At 41.2% G+C, this 18,676-nt stretch carries 18 protein-coding genes, 1 pseudogene and 1 riboswitch; of the genes and pseudogenes, 7 read left to right on the top strand and 12 right to left on the bottom strand.

Going from position 1 to position 18,676, the window contains the following annotated elements; all coding sequences use genetic code 11:
* Positions 1-62 precede the first annotated feature (62 nt).
* The 7 genes from A3M5_RS21930 to A3M5_RS0100940 all read right to left on the bottom strand — a co-directional run bounded on the left by A3M5_RS21930 (position 63) and on the right by A3M5_RS0100940 (position 9,552).
* Positions 63-3,074, bottom strand: a complete 3,012-nt coding sequence (locus tag A3M5_RS21930; RefSeq protein ID WP_018391880.1) for a hybrid sensor histidine kinase/response regulator — start codon at positions 3,072-3,074, stop codon at positions 63-65.
* 5 nt (positions 3,075-3,079) lie between these two features.
* Positions 3,080-4,177, bottom strand: coding sequence for a response regulator (locus tag A3M5_RS0100965; RefSeq protein WP_018391879.1), 1,098 nt, complete (start codon positions 4,175-4,177; stop codon positions 3,080-3,082).
* A gap of 30 nt (positions 4,178-4,207) precedes the next feature.
* The gene (locus tag A3M5_RS0100960) at positions 4,208-4,408 is read right to left on the bottom strand and encodes a hypothetical protein (protein ID WP_018391878.1); all 201 of its coding nucleotides are present in this window, start codon (positions 4,406-4,408) and stop codon (positions 4,208-4,210) included.
* Between the two features lie 52 nt (positions 4,409-4,460).
* Positions 4,461-4,715: a hypothetical protein gene (locus A3M5_RS0100955; RefSeq protein WP_018391877.1), complete on the bottom strand. Its 255-nt coding sequence runs from the start codon at positions 4,713-4,715 to the stop codon at positions 4,461-4,463.
* Positions 4,716-4,817: 102 nt separating this feature from the next.
* Positions 4,818-4,901: riboswitch (cyclic di-GMP riboswitch) on the bottom strand.
* 380 nt (positions 4,902-5,281) lie between these two features.
* Positions 5,282-6,061, bottom strand: a complete 780-nt coding sequence (locus tag A3M5_RS0100950; protein ID WP_018391876.1) for a PhzF family phenazine biosynthesis protein — start codon at positions 6,059-6,061, stop codon at positions 5,282-5,284.
* Positions 6,062-6,267: 206 nt separating this feature from the next.
* Positions 6,268-7,656, bottom strand: a complete 1,389-nt coding sequence (locus A3M5_RS0100945) for an aminotransferase-like domain-containing protein (RefSeq protein ID WP_026221536.1) — start codon at positions 7,654-7,656, stop codon at positions 6,268-6,270.
* 414 nt (positions 7,657-8,070) lie between these two features.
* Positions 8,071-9,552 carry a DHA2 family efflux MFS transporter permease subunit gene (locus A3M5_RS0100940; RefSeq protein WP_051080848.1) on the bottom strand — a complete coding sequence of 494 codons (1,482 nt, stop codon included), beginning with the start codon at positions 9,550-9,552 and terminating at the stop codon, positions 8,071-8,073.
* Between the two features lie 241 nt (positions 9,553-9,793).
* On the opposite strand from A3M5_RS0100940, the gene A3M5_RS0100935 reads away from it, so the two are divergent.
* Entirely contained in the window at positions 9,794-10,393 is a 600-nt protein-coding gene (locus A3M5_RS0100935; RefSeq protein ID WP_018391873.1) for a TetR/AcrR family transcriptional regulator, read from the top strand.
* A gap of 283 nt (positions 10,394-10,676) precedes the next feature.
* Here A3M5_RS0100935 and A3M5_RS0100930 read toward each other — a convergent pair whose 3' ends face one another.
* The 3 genes and pseudogenes from A3M5_RS0100930 to A3M5_RS26750 all read right to left on the bottom strand — a co-directional run.
* The gene (locus tag A3M5_RS0100930) at positions 10,677-10,892 is read right to left on the bottom strand and encodes a hypothetical protein (RefSeq protein ID WP_018391872.1); all 216 of its coding nucleotides are present in this window, start codon (positions 10,890-10,892) and stop codon (positions 10,677-10,679) included.
* Between the two features lie 185 nt (positions 10,893-11,077).
* Positions 11,078-11,596: a hypothetical protein gene (locus A3M5_RS0100925; RefSeq protein WP_018391871.1), complete on the bottom strand. Its 519-nt coding sequence runs from the start codon at positions 11,594-11,596 to the stop codon at positions 11,078-11,080.
* 1,042 nt (positions 11,597-12,638) lie between these two features.
* Positions 12,639-13,424, bottom strand: a pseudogene (locus tag A3M5_RS26750) (collagen-like protein); the annotation flags it as partial.
* A 235-nt stretch (positions 13,425-13,659) separates the two neighbouring features.
* On the opposite strand from A3M5_RS26750, the gene A3M5_RS21920 reads away from it, so the two are divergent.
* Together A3M5_RS21920 and A3M5_RS25035 are read left to right on the top strand one after the other, a co-directional pair.
* A complete protein-coding gene (locus tag A3M5_RS21920) occupies positions 13,660-14,307 on the top strand; it encodes a site-specific integrase (protein ID WP_051080825.1) in 648 nt (215 codons plus the stop codon).
* Entirely contained in the window at positions 14,286-14,621 is a 336-nt protein-coding gene (locus A3M5_RS25035) for a site-specific integrase (RefSeq protein WP_196803546.1), read from the top strand. The genes A3M5_RS21920 and A3M5_RS25035 overlap by 22 nt, the downstream gene beginning before the upstream one ends.
* Before the next feature lie 528 nt (positions 14,622-15,149).
* Here A3M5_RS25035 and A3M5_RS0100900 read toward each other — a convergent pair.
* Complete coding sequence (locus A3M5_RS0100900) at positions 15,150-15,422, bottom strand: hypothetical protein (protein WP_155894643.1); 273 nt, start codon at positions 15,420-15,422, stop codon at positions 15,150-15,152.
* 207 nt (positions 15,423-15,629) lie between these two features.
* On the opposite strand from A3M5_RS0100900, the gene A3M5_RS23965 reads away from it, so the two are divergent.
* A complete protein-coding gene (locus tag A3M5_RS23965) occupies positions 15,630-15,764 on the top strand; it encodes a YjcZ family sporulation protein (RefSeq protein ID WP_018391867.1) in 135 nt (44 codons plus the stop codon).
* A 171-nt stretch (positions 15,765-15,935) separates the two neighbouring features.
* Here A3M5_RS23965 and A3M5_RS21915 read toward each other — a convergent pair whose 3' ends face one another.
* Positions 15,936-16,688, bottom strand: coding sequence for a helix-turn-helix domain-containing protein (locus tag A3M5_RS21915; protein ID WP_018391866.1), 753 nt, complete (start codon positions 16,686-16,688; stop codon positions 15,936-15,938).
* A gap of 360 nt (positions 16,689-17,048) precedes the next feature.
* On the opposite strand from A3M5_RS21915, the gene A3M5_RS0100885 reads away from it, so the two are divergent.
* The 3 genes from A3M5_RS0100885 to A3M5_RS24160 all read left to right on the top strand — a co-directional run bounded on the left by A3M5_RS0100885 (position 17,049) and on the right by A3M5_RS24160 (position 18,529).
* Entirely contained in the window at positions 17,049-17,426 is a 378-nt protein-coding gene (locus A3M5_RS0100885; protein ID WP_018391865.1) for a hypothetical protein, read from the top strand.
* Complete coding sequence (locus A3M5_RS0100880; protein WP_018391864.1) at positions 17,419-17,673, top strand: hypothetical protein; 255 nt, start codon at positions 17,419-17,421, stop codon at positions 17,671-17,673. The genes A3M5_RS0100885 and A3M5_RS0100880 overlap by 8 nt, the downstream gene beginning before the upstream one ends.
* Before the next feature lie 754 nt (positions 17,674-18,427).
* Positions 18,428-18,529 carry a YjcZ family sporulation protein gene (locus A3M5_RS24160; RefSeq protein WP_018391863.1) on the top strand — a complete coding sequence of 34 codons (102 nt, stop codon included), beginning with the start codon at positions 18,428-18,430 and terminating at the stop codon, positions 18,527-18,529.
* The last annotated feature ends 147 nt before the right edge of the window (positions 18,530-18,676 follow it).

The following is an 18,676-nucleotide window of genomic DNA, read 5'->3' as shown; positions in this document are numbered from 1 at the left end:
AAATATAAAATAGTGGTGATAATCACATCTTTTAGCTTTAAAAAAACAGGTTTTCTTTTTCTTTACATGCCTGTTTCTTTCTGAAGGATAATGACGATTTTCGTCCCTTTATTTAGTTCACTCGTAATAGTCCACGCTGCATAAGATATATACTGGAGGCGGCGATTAATGTTTTTCAGTCCGATACCTTTCCCTTCCACCGTGCCGCTGCGAATCTTTTCCAGGACCTCTGGCGGAATTCCCACCCCGTCGTCTTCAATGACAATTTTCCACTTGTCCTGTTCCTGCGTGATCGACAGGCGCACTGTTCCGCCGTCTATCCGCTTGCTGATGCCGTGGCGAATCGCGTTTTCGACGAGCGGCTGCAGCAAAAGAGGCGGTAGGCGAAGCGACAACTCGTCTGGAATATCATAAACAGCCCGGACTTTGTTTCGAAAACGGGCCTGTTCAATCGATACATACGTCTGAATGAGCGCCAGTTCCTTCTCAATCGGAACCAGCTGCTCGGTATTATGAAAGTCAAAACTGCCGCGCAAGTAACGGGCAAGGGCATCAATCACCTGCCGGGCCTGTTCTGCATCCATATATGTTAACGCATGAATTGTATTCAGCACATTAAATAAAAAGTGGGGCTTTATTTGTGACTGTAAAAATGCGACTTCCATCGTCGCATTTTCAGCTGCCGCCTGTTTTAGTGCCACTAAATTAGCAACGCGTACTTTCAGCTCGGAAAGATCAAACGGCTTGGGCAGAAAATCAGTTGCCCCCGCCTGAAACGCCGTAATCTTTTCTTCCTTATGATGGCTGGCCGTCACAATTAAAATCGGCAGCTGAATGGCGCTGTACCTTTTGCGGATGTGACGGCATACGTCAAATCCCGACATGCCGGGCATCATCAAATCAACAATCATTAAATCAACCTGCTTTCGGGAAATGAGCTGAACCGCTTCTTCTCCACTTTTCACCGCAGTTACCTTATACCCTTCCCCTTCAAGCAGTTCGATCAAAATTTTCAAATTTACGTCATGATCATCGACAACAAGAATGGACGGACCGCTTTGGCTCGATGATTCATACGGCACATGAATCATGTACCGCTCTGACGGGTCAGCAGCCGGTTTCCCTTTTGTTTCTACTGAAGAATCAATAGGAAGATAAAACGTGAACGTCGACCCTTCTCCTTTTTGAGAAGCGACCTTAATTGATCCGCGCTGCACCTCCAGCAGCTGCCTGACAATACTGAGTCCAAGACCTGCTCCTTTATACGACGTCGCCTCGTGAAATTGGCGGTACGGCTCAAAAATAGTGTTCAGCTGCTCAGCACCGATCCCCTCGCCTGTATCTTCAATCGAAATGGCCAGCCTTCCGGATTCTTCAAAAGCGGTAATCCGGATCATGCCATGGTTTGTATGCTTCATCGCGTTATCAAGCAAGTTAATCATAATCTGCCGGAAGCGAACTTCATCCGCCAGCACAGACGGCAGGTTATCTGGCACATCATTCACAATAATGAGCTTCTTTTCCTCAATCAAAAACGTATACATATCCAAAATTAAATCGACCGACCCACGGACATCGACTTTGAGAATGTGAACGTCAAGCTCGCCCCGCTTCAGCTTCGACAAATCCAGCATGTCATTTACTAAAACAGACAGCCTTCTTGCCGTAGCGGAAATGAGGGTAATATTTTCAAGCTGTTCTTTCGACAAACTGTTTTTCGCATCTTTCACAATCGATTCGGCAATATTCATAATGCCGTGCACCGGCGTTTTGAACTCGTGGGACGTTTTCGCCAAAAACTCATCTTTATGCTTGTCAATTTTCAGCAGCTCCTGCGACAAAGCATCCACTTTTTTAAACGCATTTGAAAAGCGTAAAGAAAGAAGCAGCGCCATCATTAATATAAATAAAATAACTTCCAACGGAAAATAATCCAAGACAGACAAGCCAAACACATTCGCTGTATGGGAAATTCCATATATATTAAAAACAATCAGGCCAATGAGAAGGTACATCGCCCCTTCTTCGCGCTGCCAAAAAGCCGCACTCAAAATGTAGATAAAATAAATTGCGGATAAAAGAGAATAAAGCGGGCTCATCACCATAAGTCCATACGGAACAGCGGACGGGGAAAGAAAGCAGTAAAGAGTCCCCGCCGCCCCAATGCCTGCGCCCATATAGAGCATCATTTTGGGACGAATCGACGGAAACGCATAATATAAATAAAAATACAGCAACACATTTCCCGACACCGGCGAGAGAAGCTGCATCCGCAGCACGAAGCTGTACGGCAAATCCGGCCATATCATATAGAGCACCTTTTCGCCGTGCAAACCTGAAAACACCATTTGCGCGAAACAAAACAAAGAGAAAAACAAAAGCGAGCGATCGGTTTTCCGCTGCATGTACATGCCTAGTAAATAAAGACCCATAACGAGTAGTGCTGTCACCACCACCCAGTCATGCATTAACGAACGGTCCCGGAGAGACGAAATCGCTTCCTGGCTGCCGATATACATCGGGCTGGTCAGGCCCCCGCCCGCCATATAATAATAATTCGCAACGTGCAAAACAATTGTGTTCTTACCTTTTTCAAGCGGGACATATACGGTATATGGTGTATTGCCGGGCTTAGTAGACTCTTTCGTTTCACCCGGCGCGCCGCTTGATCCGATCAGCTCGCCATTAAAAAAAAGCCGATGCGCCATCCGGATCGAGTTCGTCTTCAGGCCGATCACGTTTTCTTCCTGATCAGCCAGAATTATCAGCCGATACGAACCGTAGCCAAATGGACTGTCCAGCTGCTCATCTCTCGCCCAGTTATGAGGAACGGGCTGGGAAAGGCTTTCTGACCAGTCCCCATCAATCGGATCAACAAACGCACCTTTTTGAAACAACCATTCGCCGTTAAGCTGCATCGCTACTTCCTCTTGAAAAGATCCACCCCGTAAATCAAGAACACCCTTTTCTGCCAGATTTTCTGTCTCATTTTGACCCAATAAAAACAAATAAGCGATCGAGATTCCCCCAAATAAAAGCACGCATAACGCCAGCAGCCATTTCGATTCTTTCATGACACTCATTGCCCCATAATCGAAGCCAATAAAGCGCAAGTAGCTGTGGACGGCTGGATACCGATATCTTCTTCAAGCAATTCCGCAAACCGACGATACACAATGACCGCTTCTGTCCGGTTCCCCGTCTTCGCATACGCATTCATCAGCCGCTGGCATACGTCATCCGAGTAAGGAGACAGCTCAAGCTGTTTTTCAAGGGAGTGAATCCATGCTTTTTCCATTCCGGCTAATTCATAATCTGCTTCCAGCTGTTGAAGCAGTTCCAGCATTTGCCGACGGATGTATTCCCGTTTCTCTTGTGCCCAATGAAATCCCGTCATTTCCATATAATCGCCCGTGTACAGATCCAGCCGCTTTTCCATATACGTCCGCTCGTGCGTTCCATTTGACATCATCTTATTCCATTCTATACAGTCACAATTAAGGCGCTCGATATCTATATAGTACGCAGAACCATTTTTTAAAATAATCTCTTCCATGCCGTGTTCTTTAAACACTTTGCGTAAATACGAAATGCCTGTGTAAAGGCTTATTTTCGCTTTATCCACATTCACATCGGGCCATAACGCCTCAACAATGTAGTCCCGTTCCAAAAGGCTCCCTTCGTGATGGATGAAAAAAGCACATAGCTCTTTTACTTTGTTCGTTTTCCATACAAACGGTTGGTTGCTTGAAGAGTCCGTCACCTGAAAATCGCCAAACGTACGGATCGATACACCCTTTGCAGCCGGACAGTCTCCTATCACACCTTTCAATCGGGAAACCGCTTTATCCAGCCGCTGCTTCGTAATGGGCTTTAGCATATAATCAAGCGAATAAAGATCAAATGCCTCAAGGGCAAACGCTCTGTACGCCGTAATAAAAACGATATGAATAGATGGATTATGTTTTTTTATATGCCGGGCCAGATCGATGCCTGACATGCCCGGCATCTCAATATCTAAAAAGAATGCATCCACCTCTTGCTGTTCAAGGTGATCAAGCGCTGCAAACGGGTTCGTATACGCACCACAAATTTGAACGTCCGGATCATCTGCAAGCAAAAAGCGGATCACCTCCATCCCAACTTCTTCATCATCGACAAGGACGGTTTTAATCATCGATACCCCTTCTTCCTATATGAATATCTTTTATTTAAGCGGATTTGATTTACTTATTAAGCTCCGCTTGCTGAAATGCTTCCTTTCCATTTCGATCGATTCATCGCCGCTCTCGTAAACTTTTATAAACACGACTGTCATCACCTGGCGTGAGCGGGCAATTATTCCTTTCCACAACTGGAAAAACGGCCGAACCTCATCTTTACGCAAAATTGTTTGGCTCCTTGTCACTTCTTTTCCCTCCAATCAATGAATCTACTGAAAAAAGAATACGACTTTCTTCTTATAAATTTCTTAATTTTTTCTGATTGAAGAAAAAAGACTCGCCAGATGAAGGCAAGTCTTTAAGATTCTTATTCTGAGCGTAAGCATTCTCTGCCGAACGTGAACAATCGGTTCTGAACGTGAGTATTTTTCCTTCCGGCCACGTGATTATAGCCACATTCGATGATCGATCCAAAGCATACTTAATATCAGCTAATTCCTTCAAAATTTCATCCATTTTTTCCTTATTTTCAAGTCTTAATGATTCAGACACTATTATCTAACTTTTGCCCCCCATCTTTTATCATCTATAACATTGAATTTGATCGTACTTTCAGATAAACATACTTGAATAAATAAAAAAACGACCCATAAAAAATAGCAGGGTCGGTTGCACTACTCACTCCTAGCCATCCAAAGTGCCCACATACAGATGGCTGTTCATCGCTCCATAATGTTTCATATAATTTACAAAAATTTTTTTCCCGTAAAATCATATCTTAATTATAGACAGAAAGATCTAAATGTCAATGAATCCCTCAGATTATTAGGTTATTTCGAACTACTAATTATATCCCTATAAACATGAAGCAATTGCTTCGTTGCCGGCTGGATTCTGGTGCAAAAACTTCAAGACAGTTGCAAATCATCTTTAAATCTTGGACATACTGATACTATTACTCTAAAAGAGGAACAAGATCATCGATTGTTAATTACACTCTGTCCAACTCAATAAATTAAACAAATGCTCAGAGAATTATCGTTCTGAGCGTTGTTGCACTTATTAAGGTAAAGCACCTGTTAGCTTAATAAGTTTTTTAATTTGTTGAACGAATTTACCTAAACATTTATATATCCTTCTAAATAAACAACAGCTTCTCCAGACATTTTTACCCTTTCACCTAAATCAGTACAATACAGCTTTCCGCCTCTTTCTGATAATTGCAATGTGACAAATTCATTTTTATTCAATTTATTTTTCCAATATGGAACTAGTGTACAATGAGCAGAACCAGTAACTGGGTCTTCATCTACTCCAGCCTTTGGTGCAAAGAATCTTGATACGAAATCTACTTCTTTTCCTTTAGCTGTTACTATTACACCAAAACCATCTAGTTTTTTTAGTTCATCCATATTTAATTCAAGACTCAAAATATCCTGCTCTGTATCAAATACTGCCATATAGTCTCTAGACTTATAGACTTCTTTAGGTACTTTACCTAAACCTTTAATAAGTGCCTCTGGAGCATCGCATTTTCTTCCTTCTCTAGAAGGAAAAGCTAAGGTAAATAAACCGCCATCCTTAGATACTTCTAAAAGTCCACTTTGGGTATTAAAGTTTATATCCTTTGAATTTTCATCTAAATAAGTACATATTACATAAGCAGATGCTAATGTTGCGTGTCCACATAAGTCTACTTCCCCTTTTGGAGTGAACCATCTCAACTCATATTCATTATCCTTTTTTACAAAAAAGGCTGTTTCAGATAAATTATTTTCTGCTGCAATCTTTTGCATTAAATCATCTTTTATCCATTCAGTTAATGGACAGACTGCTGCCGGATTTCCTTTAAATTGTTCATTTGTAAACGCATCAATCTGATAAATTGGAATTCTCATTTCCGTAATCTCCTCGCTATTCATTTAAAACTCCATAGGTTATCGCAAGTGCTGTTAAGCTCGGTAATATGGGCAGTGTAAGTGGGAACGCTGCATAAAAAGCTTCTTTCCATTCAGGAGTTTTTTGCTTTGCTTCATTCTAAATTGGAATTATCATAACACGCACAAAAAATGCCACACAATATAATAATTGTGTGGCATACAAATTAATAAAGGCTTTTTAATAATTTCTGTAAAATCATTAAACCTTTCGCTAATTCTTCATTCGTTTCGGGTGCACAAATGGACAGACGAACCGCTTTTTCAGGAATACTATTCCCTACTGTAAATCGTTCAGCCGCATATATTTCAACGCCATGATCTAAAGCAAGGGCCTCAAAATCTGCTCCTGATCTATTAGCTGGAAGTTTCAGCCAACGAAAAATCCCCGTTTCGTCACCGTAACAATCATAGCCTGATAAGTAGTTATTCACCAATTGATTTCGATAAATGGCGTTTTCTCGATGGTTGTCAATTATTGTATCCAGGTTATTGGACACAATTAATCGGGCAGCTAATTCTGCTAACAACGGTGAAACAGAAATATTCATATTATAAAGTGCATTGGATAGCGGATTTTTATATTGTTCTGGAGCTGATACATAAGCCATTCTAAGCGCCGGTGCAATGGTTTTCGATAAGCTGGCTATATAAATTGTCTGCTCTGGTGCAAATGTAGCTACAGCCTGCACAGACTCCTTGCACAGTAAATGATAAGTAGCATCCTCAATAATGAAAATATTATGTTCTTTGGCAACTCGGGCAATTGCTTTCCTGCCAGCAAGTGACATTCTGTGAGTAGTTGGATTTTGGTAATCGGGGATAAGATAAATACCTTTCAATTGATCATTTTTACAAGCATACGCAAGCGCATCCTCGCTCATTTCTCCGTCTTTCTGTTTAATCGGTATTAATTGAATACCGAGCATAGCTGCTGAAGTTTTTAACCCAGAGTAAGTATGGGGATCGGTACCAATCTTATCACCATGTTTACAAAGGCTGGCTAGAACTGCTGTTATAGCATTTTGTCCACCATTAGCAAATAAAATGCTGTTAACATCCGTATGATAACCGCCCTTACGCATAAGCTTTACAGCTGCGTCCTTCTGCCAAAGCATATCACCTGGTCTACTATAACTAAACCATTTTCCAAAGTCCGTTTCATTCATCATGTTTTTAAGTTGCAGCATTAGCGGCTCATAAGAAGACGAATCCGGAATAGTAGCCCCCATTTCAATGACGTTCTTTGGCTTGCTATCACTAAGCAAATAGGAATTAGATAAAGCGTCAAAAGAGACGAACGTACCACTGCCTACTGTTGCACTCAGTAAACCCTTTAGTTCACATACTTTAAAAGCCTTCGATACAGTGCTCACATTAATATCTAAAAAATCTGCTAGTTCTCTTTGCGGTGGTAATTTCGTTCCTGGAAGTAATGAGCCCTTTATTATATCTGTTTCAAGTTGTTTGGCTAACGTCATATATAGCGGTTTCCTTGCTCTATCAATAACAGGTTTCCAGCTCATAGGATAATTTTCAAATGAATTTACAGGCATCATATCTGTCCTTTTTACATACAATTATAGGATTGTGTGGTGGTTTTAGCAAAGATATTCAAAACAAGTTTCATTACTCAACGAAGCTAAGTAATATACATTGTTAACAAATGAAATATGTGAGGCAGAATTTATATAACACTTCCTCTGTGATTTTTTATTAATTGTTCAACCTCACACACCTTGGCACGAACCTGTCACAACTTAACGTGAACCTAACATAATTCGCATCCCTCCGTCGTCCGTGTAGTAGAGATTGCAGCCACGTTCTTCGATATAAGCGATGAGTAAGGACAAGTCAAAAAGCAGTGATTTTTATCTCACTGCTTTTATTATTAATTAGTTTCTTTAAGTTTTAACATAGCTGATGATTGTTCAGTACACCTCAAGCATTCTTTTTATTCGCTTTGTGTCTTACGCCTTTTTTATAGTAGCCTTATATAGATTAGCATCGGACATTTCCTCGGAGCTTTGTTCCACACGTTTGATAAAAAATGATAGGAGTAATCCGATAACTGCTATTCCTATAATTACAACATAAGCATCGTTAATTCCCTGAATGGTGGCTTCTAAAATCATTTGTTCTTGGGTTGCCTCATTTCCGCCGGTGGACATCATATCCGTTAGATGCGTTTTGGTGCGATCCGTCATAATTGTTACAAGAAGGGATGTACCAACTGCGCCTGCTACTTGCCTAATGGTATTGGAGATTGCCGTACCATGGGCAATCAAGCTGGAAGGCAATTGATTTAAACCTGCTGTTTGAATAGGCATAAGCATCAGTGCCATTCCGATACGACGGCCGGTAGACATGAGAACCAAATAAGTATAGCTAGTTGAATCTGTCAAATCAATAAAGCCGATAGTTGTAATGATCGTAATTATTAACCCCATTATGGAGAGCCATTTTGCTCCATACCGATCAAACAACCTGCCGGTAATAGGCATTAAGAAACCCATCACAAGCGCACCGGGGAGAAGCAACAAACCCGATTCTAAAGCTGTGTAGCCGCGTGCACTTTGTAAGTATAGTGGAAGCAGCATCATATCTGCATACATAACCATGGTAACCGCAATGTTGATAATGGTTGTAAGGGAGAACATATTATACTTGAAGGCCCGGAGATCCAGCAGGGGATTCTGAGAAGTTAACTGCCTCCATATAAAAAGTCCAAGTGCTACGACTCCCGCAGCAATAGATACAAGCACCTCACTACTTGACCACCCTTCACTGCCAGCCCGGCTGAAGCCATATAACAGAGTGCCAAATCCTATTGTAGAAAGGGTTACACTTATAATATCAACCTTGGTAGTAACCTGTTCCGAAACGTTCTTCAGGTAAATAAATCCGCAGATAATCACCAAAAGGGCAAGCGGAATCATGCCGTAGAACATTAATTCCCATTCAAAGTTTTCCAGGATATATCCTGCCATAGTAGGACCGATGGCAGGCGCAAAAATGATCGCAAAGCCCACCATTCCCATGGCCGTACCTCTTTTTTCGGGAGGAAAGAGCGTAAAAATAACATTCGTAAGCAGTGGCATAATAATACCAGCTCCCGCTGCCTGAATCATGCGTCCAGTCAAAAGAACTGGAAAGTTTGTTGCTATAGCAGATACTATCGTGCCTGCAAGAAAAATCAACATTGAAGACTGAAAAAGCTGGCGAGTGGTGAACCTTTGCATGAAATACGCTGTGATTGGAATTAGAATACCATTTACTAGCATATAGCCAGTTGTCAGCCATTGTGCAGTTGCAGCCGAAATACTAAAATCAACCATTAGTTCTGGAGTGGCAACACTCATGATTGTTTGATTTAGCGTGGCTAGAAAAGCCCCCAAAATCATAATGAACAAGATAGGTCCTTTTTTAATAGAACTACTAGTTGTATCCATCTCTTTACTCAACCTACAAACTTCCTTTCTATTTTCCACTAGACTTATTTTACAATGTGTAAGATAATTAACATCATATAAAATAGATTATAATCAGGAATTAAAATTTTACAATTTACAATATATCGAAAGGTGTAAATTAGTTTACATTTAACCTGTTTGTGTTGTTTAGTTGGGAAATATAGTACATTTCCTAAAGAATTGTATATCTTAATACCGAGGAGAAAGGAAAAGGAAAAGGATGGATAATACCAAGGATTATACAGACCCTCGAATTCTTCGTACACGGCTGTTGATAAAAGAGGCTTTTGTTGATTTATTACAGGAAATGGACATCGAGAAAATGTCTGTTAGCCGTATAGCGGAGCGCGCTACAATTAGCCGTGTTACGTTTTACCTGCATTATCGTGATATACCAGATATGTTAGATAAGATGGCTGATGATATGATTGAAGATATTCAGGGTGCCATAAACAGTCAGCCAGTAAACGAGGGCTCCTCTGAAGACACGGATTGGTTGATGCTGGAGAGGCTGCTTGAACATATTGCTAAACATGCTAACTTTTATAAAGTTACTTTAGGTTCGAGGAAGGCACCTATCTTTACTGAACGCTTGTTAAATATGCTAACTGAAATAATTACTGTAAGATTAGAGTATTTGGGGAGGAATTCTTTCAGCTATAAAGCAGGAATTCAAAAAGATATTGCTATTTGGCACGGATCTTCATCTTTGATCGGCACTATAGTGTCTTGGCTACGAAATGACATGCCGTACACACCGCATTTTCTTGCAAAACAGTTTTACTTGCTGACTTCTCATAATCAAGATAAAAATTCTTAATTAGTTATAATTACATCTTATGTAAACATTAAAGTTGAATAACCCTTGCTGCATCAACGTTTTTAACAATCAATCAAATTGACCGTATGCAAATTCTATACATTTGCGGTTTTATCGTATTTTTAGCCCTGTTTCATTTTTGATTAGTACAGCCATCCTGCATAAACGCTGGCTGTTTTTTATAAATGGAATATACGCAAAAAAACACCTGATTAGGTCGGTTGGCAGCCTAAGTAATCTAAAGTAGAACTCTTTCTATTCTTAAAAATCATAGCAAAAGGGCTTATTTTATTTGTTTTTCAATTTTGACTATCAGCGACTCTTCTTTATATAAATAATCTAAAGAGATCCCCTTTCGATTAGCTGCTTGTTTGATCAAATCTATTTCCTGATACATAGCGTTAGACAAAATACCTCTTTTTATATTTTTTTTTATTTGATAATAAAATCCAACTAATAAATACGCTGGCAATGTGTCATATATAGTTTCTTCCTCCACTACTCATTCTCCCTCATTACTAATGAAATTTTTACCAATATACATTTTACCATTTTTTTCTTTGTAACATTGCATCGAGTTAATAAACTTTTGTCGTTTTGCACTAGTGACAGGAATCGGAGGTTGTGCAGTTTTGTAACTTCTTACAAAAAGAAGAGAACCCGTGGGTTCTCTTTGCTGCTATTTTAACAATCATCTTCTGGTTCATCTTCTGGTTCAATAACCCAGCTTCCATATGGAATAAATGAGACTGGTTCACCAAAAAAAAGACCAGTACGTTCACCACCGATGACCACAGCTCCTACACCAGCAACAACACTAATTTCAAGTAATCCCCCAGCTGGTCTTCCATTTATTACATTATAATCACCCGTTGAGAAAATATTGATGAATGGCTTCGTGTTTTGAGTGATGGCAACTTCATAAATTTTGCACGTTTCTCCTGGAATATTGGTTCTAGGAAATGTGGCTAATGTAGTTTCAGGCAGGCTAGTTTCTTCCGTTGGAGGAGTAAAATCATTAAGTAGTGGGAAGCAAGCGTCAACCACAACATCTGCTTGGAGAGTTCGCTTAGAATGGTTTTTAATAATTATGATAAGTCTTTTATTAGCATTAGCAGATTGGTTAAAAGTTGGAATATGGAATGGACCAGAACCCAAGGTCACTTCGTTTCTGTGAGAATGTTTTTTTCCGTGACGAGACATGTTAAATATCCCTCTTTTCATATTAAATTTTCTTGAGGTAATCAGAGATAAGAGTAAAAAAGTAGCTACCTGATTAAAATCCTCCTCATCCTATTCTATGTAACAAGTAAAAATTTTGGTTGTACAGTTGTCCATTTCAAAGGTAGATATTATTTAAGGTAGATATTATTTTGCGTTTAGTTGGGGAGCCTATATATGATCCGATCCCTCTTATACTAGGAGTAGAGTTAGAAGAGCCGTGAAACGGACCAGATCGCCGCAGTAGATACGTTAACCCTGCTACTCTCATCTTATATTCCGAGGTGATATGTCACGACGGGACAAAAAAAGGACGGCATCTGCCACCCTCTATAAATCTAACGCCTTAACCGCCCTGTCCTTTTCATCCTGCGTAATGCCGGTGTATCGCAGCGTGACCGACGGGCTCGAATGATTCAGCATATCCTGCAGCAAAACGATGTCTGTCCCTGCCTGGTACTGATGATAGGCGTGGGCTCGTCGTGATAATTATGAAATTGTAGCATACCGCAACATACTGATCTTGGGCATATCCCATTTTTAGAAGTTAATTGGCGATTTTTGTTACAACTAAAGATGGTAATCTATAACTTACATTTTGAGATGCAAATACAACCCTGATACTTAGTCTATCGTTTGCATTTAATCGCCGTTGTATTGTTTTTCCTATCGAGTTTCTAATTTCAAGTGTTACTGGGTTCCCGCCTGTTCCTCCTGAAACACGATTATAGGATTCAAAAGTACTTTCCAAAACCTGAGTTGTATCGTTGATGAATAATGCGAACTGTACTTCAGTATTAACCGACACGTTGGTAACATTAATCAGTCGAGCTGTTAAATCCATGCTGATCTCATATACGCCATCAGTCGAAACCTGAAGATCGGTAGAACCAACAGGAGCTGTGCCCGATAATGGCCCAGTAGGAGGCGTGAAGATAACCTTCTGACCTAAAGCCGGTGGAGAAATTGGAGTTACTGAGACAAAATTCAAAGACCGATCGTACAATGATCCATAAGCTAAAGCCCCTCCTGGTCCCTGAGGCCCTGTTGCTCCTGTTGCTCCCGTTTCCCCTTGTTCCCCTTGTTCCCCTTGAGGTCCCTGAGGCCCTGTTGCTCCTGTTTCTCCTTGTTCTCCTTGAGCCCCTTGAGGTCCCTGAGGTCCCTGAGGTCCCTGAGGCCCTGTTGCTCCTGTTGCTCCCGTTTCTCCTTGCTCCCCTTGTTCCCCTTGTTCCCCTTGAGCCCCTTGAGGTCCCTGAGGTCCCTGAGGCCCTGTTGCTCCTGTTGCTCCTGTTGCTCCCGTTTCTCCTTGCTCCCCTTGTTCCCCTTGTTCCCCTTGTTCCCCTTGAGGTCCCTGAGGTCCCTGAGGCCCTGTTGCTCCTGTTGCTCCTGTTGCTCCTGTTGCTCCCGTTTCTCCTTGCTCCCCTTGTTCCCCTTGAGCCCCTTGAGGTCCCTGAGGTCCCTGAGGCCCTGTTGCTCCTGTTGCTCCTGTTGCTCCTGTTGCTCCCGTTTCTCCTTGCTCCCCTTGTTCCCCTTGTTCCCCTTGAGGTCCCTGAGGTCCCTGAGGCCCTGTTGCTCCTGTTGCTCCCGTTTCTCCTTGTTCCCCTTGAGCCCCTTGAGGTCCCTGAAGTCCCTGAGGCCCTGTTGCTCCTGTTGCTCCTGTTGCTCCCGTTGCTCCCGTTGCTCCCGTTGCTCCTGTTGCTCCTGTTGCTCCTGTTGCTCCCGTTTCCCCTTGAGCTCCTTGAGGTCCTTGTCGCCCTCTTTCCCCCTCAGGCCCCTCTGGTCCTCGTCGTCCTGGTAGACCTGGTGGACCTGGAATACAACAAGGATTGCAAAAGCTGCATGAACAATTTTTTCTACATGAACTCAAAAACATCACCTTTCCTTTCTTTGTGTCTTACTATCAATATATTTAAATTACTAGAATTGGCTTGTACGTTCGTCTTCTTTAATATAAAAAATCCCTAAGATGAAAAAGAGCCTTCCAATGCCTATAGAAGCTTGTCATACCTTTAGAGGGCACCTCATGAAAGGAGGCTGTCACCTCTATGGGTTCTGTAAAGAAAGACGGCTCCTGCTGGTACTACGTGACTGAGCTGGGCACTGATCCTGTAACAGGAACACGTAAAAGAAAGAAGCAGCGTGGTTTTAAAACGAAGAGAGAGGCTGAGGTTTTGAAAGGAACATACTTTGAACCGTCTTATATTTTGTTCAATGATCACCTAGCGGACTGGTTCAAAACAAAGAAGAACAGTATTAATATCCAGACCGCAAAAACTTATGAATCCTATTTAAAGAATCGGATTCTACCAAAGCTCGGCCACTTTAAGCTAGCTCATTTAACACCAAAGCTTTTACAAGGCTATGTGAATGATTTAATTGAGGATGGATTAGCCAATAGCACGATCAAGAAAGCGTGCAACATCATTAAGACTTCACTTGATTTCACAGTTGATATGGAATTGCTCCCTAGTAACCCTGTGAAGAAAATACAGTTGCCTCAAGCAAAAAAAGCTGAAATAACTGTGTGCGAAATAAATGATGTTCAAACTTTTTTAGAAACTGCTGCTCATCATCGCTGGTACATTGCTTTTCACTTAGCGATTACAACAGGAATGAGGCGCGGTGAGATTTTGGTCTTCGCTGGAAAGATATTGATCTGGAAAAAGGAGTCTTGTATGTACGGCAAACCTTGAGTAAGGATGGCAAGCATTTTTTGACGGGTGCTAAAACCGCTTCAGGTGTTAGGGGTACTAAGTTTTCCAATGAAACAGTTATTGTGTTGAAGAAGCATAAGGCGACGGTTGCAAAGACAAAACTAAAATGTGGTCCTGCTTATAAAGATTATGATTTAGTGGTTTGCACGGCTGGGGGAACTCCTGCAAATCCTGAGAACCTAAAAAGATCCTACGCACAGTTGATTCAAGAAGCAGGTGTGCCTAAGATTCGCTTCCATGATTTGCGTCATACCACGACTTTGTGTACAAACGTACAGGTTTATAAACGCTGATTTGCGGTGATTTGACAGAGTTGATAAACCGTTCGTTTTATAGACCCTCAATGATCGCTGAAATCGGAAGCAAACGGCACCCCCTAAAATTTCAAGGCGTGTCCGCCCGGTAACCATCCAGCCGGTGTTTATCACAAAGAATCACAACGAAATATTACTCAATCGGAAGGTTGACAGCGAGTTATTTCGGCGTTCAAAAATTTCCGGAGACTCCTCGTCTGAACCTGCGTGCCTGTAAAAACTGAACTAAACTGCATCGCCAAAGTGTTTCGAGGCTTGTCCGTCAGAGGCTTGGTGCCGGTAAAATGTATAATAAAGTGTAACGCAATCACCCCGAAAATTTCGGTAAAAGCGCAATTTTGTAACTACCCCTTATACGTCCAAAATCGCCGAAATAATAAACTGCATCGCCTTTACATCGCCTGCCAGCGCCATTTCCGCATATGTTCGACCATTAGGAACTGTCTTACGCAAGTATGAGCGGAGTCTCTTGTCTTTTTCACGTTGGAAATCCTTGCGCTGTTCCCATCAGTAAAGCTGCATTCGAGAAACACCGACGATCTCTGCGATTTCTGTGCGGCTCAAGCGTCTATTACGGCCACGCTTTTTATCAAAATACGGCTTGATCATTAACTCCATCGCAATGTAATGTCGCTCGTCCAGCGGTGGCACTTGCGACGGTTGTTTGCTACGTTTTTTCTTACGTGCTGCCATCGTTTTAATACCTCCAGTAAGTAAAATCGGTCTAGTTCTAGTTTTAGCACTTTTGCGGAAATTTGACGTATCCCAGACTTTTTTCAAGACCGGTCCGCCAGGTGCGTGATGCCGATGAAACGAATCAACTTATTATTCTCTTTCACAAAAAAAGATGATCAGTGGGGACAAATGCTTAATCCAATACGGTTCTCTGTTCATACCCTATAACATAGAACAATTATTATAGATCAATTAATAAACATTGATTTATATAATTGCTTCGCTACCTTTCTATAAAGGAGTTGAAATGATATGTGGGGTTACGGTGGTCAACAAGGCGGTTACGGCGATTGCGGCGGCGGTGGTGGTTACGGCGGCACTTTTGTGCTGATTGTAGTGTTATTCATTCTTTTAATCATTGTTGGTGCTTCATTCATGAAATACTAATTTAAACGATCAGGCGCCATTTCAGCGACTTCCCCCCGGAGTTCTCAATCGTTGAAATGGCGCTCCTGTTTGTATTGCGCAATATATTGTACAGAGGGATCGCGCCAAATGTGCGGCCATCAAACCGACTAATACCGATACAGCCATGTGTTTTTGGCGTCGATTTGCGGCCTACATTTTCGCAAGAACACGCTCGCTTTCCTCGCTGACTAAACGGTCCAGCATCCGGTCAAGCGTACCGTTGTAGTAGCCGGCCAGGTTCTTTATGCGCTTCGATTTCATCGCCATTACTGACGCCCGCAATGCTTCATATCCGGCATGTTCAACGTCTGTCCGTTCGAATGATCCGTACTTAGTTAGCGGCGTAGAATGCGCCTTATACACTCCATACAGACGGCTAATCAGCGGTTGATTATCGCCGATAGTATTCGAAATGAACTCTTTAAAACGACGGTAAAACGGTCTTTGATACGTATTATGTAATAAAGATTTATAGCTTAATAGAGAAGCGGTTTCCTTTTCCGTTTTAACGGCTTCGCGCTTACTCTCACATGGCTTTGTTGCTTCCTTACGGCTGGACAAGTCCGGTTGGACATTAGCGGCACAAACGGGCGGCACAACGTATATATTTGCGCCTTGACCACCTCTGACAGGCCGAGTTGTAACGTGCTTAATAATAGCGCCGAAGTTAGCCAGCGCTTTCAATGCACGATAAACGGTTTTTGTGCTAACTTCTAAGCCTTCCGCAATGGTAGCCGCCTTTAAGTGAGCAGTGCCGGGATACTTGACCGCGTATTTGCTGACGAACCAAAGCACGCGAAACTCAGTAGCATTAGTCAGACTGCACCACTGATCAACGTGATGATTCAATCCTATCTTTTGAGCTGTTTCGGAAAGCGGTTCTGCTGTCTGAAAAACAGACAAAAAACCGACACTAGAAGACCGTACTTTTTGGTACGCTCCTTTTATTCCGGAAATTCCTTTTTAGGGCCTGAGAATAGATAAGTCGGGATTTTTATAATTGAAAGTTCTTAACGTTGTAAATCCGCGCTTTCCTGACGCTATCCCTTATAAAAAAATCCCTTCAAATTGCTGAAATCAGTAAAATGCCTACATAAGTAACTTTTATTTCATATATGCACTTTTTAATAGCACAAGTATATAACGAAAATCATAATTTGTAAGAGCGAACATTAAATACACAAAATATTATAAATAGTTCTAAACAAATAAGCTATTCAAGGGTAGAAAATACCTATATCATTTCAGGAAAGAAGATGTCCTATGCAAAAACAAAAACGTGTTCCAATTATTGAATTATTTTTAACTATTATTACAGGATGGTGGTCATTAGTTCTGCTGGTAGACGACAGAACATTTGAGAAACGAGCTGAACTATTTCAAACTTTTAAGCAAATTATGAATGAAAACGGATGGGGATATATCTTTTTAATAGCCTTCATTGTCCATGTACTTAGTCTCGTCTGGGAGGAAAACCATTGGATCCGCAAGGTCGCATTATTATTAGCCGCATTTTTATTTAGTCTCATTTCCGCAGCATTCATTTTATCACAAGATCCATTTAGTACTGGAACAGGGATCTATTTTGCAATTTCTATTCTTGCTTTATGGGGACTAAGGGAAGTGAAACGAAGTGATTAACATTGACGTTTTAGAAGAAAAAGTGAAACGTTTGGAAGAAGATATGGATAAGATAAAAAAGGAAGTTAGCATGCTTCTGATAAAAAAGGAAACCATGATATATAAATTAGATCAAATTCAAAAACAATTAGATGAAATACAAACTTCTGTTAATCGAGATTCAGGATGGAGAGGTTTTTTAATTGATTTTATCAAAGCCGCTGCTCAAATTGCTGCCTTAGTTGCGGCAGGGAAATTCATATTTTAATAAAACATATCCCTACACTTTATTAAGGGGTTCTGACGACATTTTTTTGAAAAATTGCAGGATAACTTCTTGCAATTTTTATTTTTCACAATTTTCAGGAGCAACCATAGAATTACACCCTATGGTCTTTAAACCCTTCGTTTTATAGACGGCGGATCCCCGATATTTTCAGGCCATACGTCTCCTGAACGTGGTATCCGATGGATAAGCGGTGCGATCGGTCAAACCGGAAATTTTCGGTAACAAAAAAACGCGTTCCTTCTATATAATGCGCCATATTCCGATTAGACCGATGCAGACCGACGTAAACCGCTTATAATCGAGCATCACACGACACCCTGAGTTCGGCATTAACGTCCGCTTTCAGCCAGTCCAGCCGCCTCCAAAACATTTTAAGGGCTTGTCCATCTCGACCTCCGTGCCTGTAAAATGCACAATAATGCACAACGAAACACTACGCAATGTAACGTTGATTTGACCGTTTTCTTCTATTACTAAATGTAAAAGCTCCTTGTGGAAATTAAAAACCATGAGGCTTTTTTTATTTGTAATTTTCTTAAGAAATAATACTAGTTCACTGTACTCCTTGCTTACTAGTCTCTTTCACAAAAAAGATTATCAGTAGAGACAAACGCTTAATCCAATACGTTTCTATATTCATACCATATAAAATAGAACAATTATTACAGATCAATTATTAGAAATTGATTTATATAATTGCTTCGTTACTTTTTCGTAGAGGAGGTCAAATGATATGAGTGGTTACAGCGGCGGTGGTTACGGCAGCTCTTTTGTGCTGATTGTAGTGTTGTTCATTCTTTTAATCATTGTTGGTGCTTCATTCGTGAAATACTAATTTAAACGATTAGGCGCCATTTCAGCGACTTCCCCCCGGAGTTCTCAAGCTGTAATGGCGCCCAACTCGTACATATTTGCAGACCCATGTCGAAAATTGCGTAATATTGGTTTATACTTCCGTCGCAGCGGGTAACGTTTAATAAAT

The organism is Bacillus sp. 37MA, assembly GCF_000372765.1.
GTDB lineage: Bacteria > Bacillota > Bacilli > Bacillales > Domibacillaceae > Domibacillus > Domibacillus aminovorans.
The sequence above is the reverse complement of the archived record's forward strand: the minus strand, read 5'-3'. Positions and strand labels throughout refer to the sequence as shown.

Bases quoted from the DNA above. Each gene is read 5' to 3' on its own strand.
- A3M5_RS24160 (WP_018391863.1), top strand. From the start codon at position 18,428: ATGAGTGGTTACAGCGGCGGTGGTTACGGCAGCTCTTTTGTGCTGATT.
- A3M5_RS0100885 (WP_018391865.1), top strand. From the start codon at position 17,049: ATGCAAAAACAAAAACGTGTTCCAATTATTGAATTATTTTTAACTATT.
- A3M5_RS0100945 (WP_026221536.1), bottom strand. From the start codon at position 7,656: ATGCCTGTAAATTCATTTGAAAATTATCCTATGAGCTGGAAACCTGTT.
- A3M5_RS23965 (WP_018391867.1), top strand. From the start codon at position 15,630: ATGTGGGGTTACGGTGGTCAACAAGGCGGTTACGGCGATTGCGGCGGC.
- A3M5_RS21930 (WP_018391880.1), bottom strand. From the start codon at position 3,074: ATGAAAGAATCGAAATGGCTGCTGGCGTTATGCGTGCTTTTATTTGGG.
- A3M5_RS0100940 (WP_051080848.1), bottom strand. From the start codon at position 9,552: ATGGATACAACTAGTAGTTCTATTAAAAAAGGACCTATCTTGTTCATT.
- A3M5_RS0100935 (WP_018391873.1), top strand. From the start codon at position 9,794: ATGGATAATACCAAGGATTATACAGACCCTCGAATTCTTCGTACACGG.
- A3M5_RS21920 (WP_051080825.1), top strand. From the start codon at position 13,660: ATGGGTTCTGTAAAGAAAGACGGCTCCTGCTGGTACTACGTGACTGAG.
- A3M5_RS0100965 (WP_018391879.1), bottom strand. From the start codon at position 4,177: ATGATTAAAACCGTCCTTGTCGATGATGAAGAAGTTGGGATGGAGGTG.
- A3M5_RS0100925 (WP_018391871.1), bottom strand. From the start codon at position 11,596: ATGTCTCGTCACGGAAAAAAACATTCTCACAGAAACGAAGTGACCTTG.
- A3M5_RS0100950 (WP_018391876.1), bottom strand. From the start codon at position 6,061: ATGAGAATTCCAATTTATCAGATTGATGCGTTTACAAATGAACAATTT.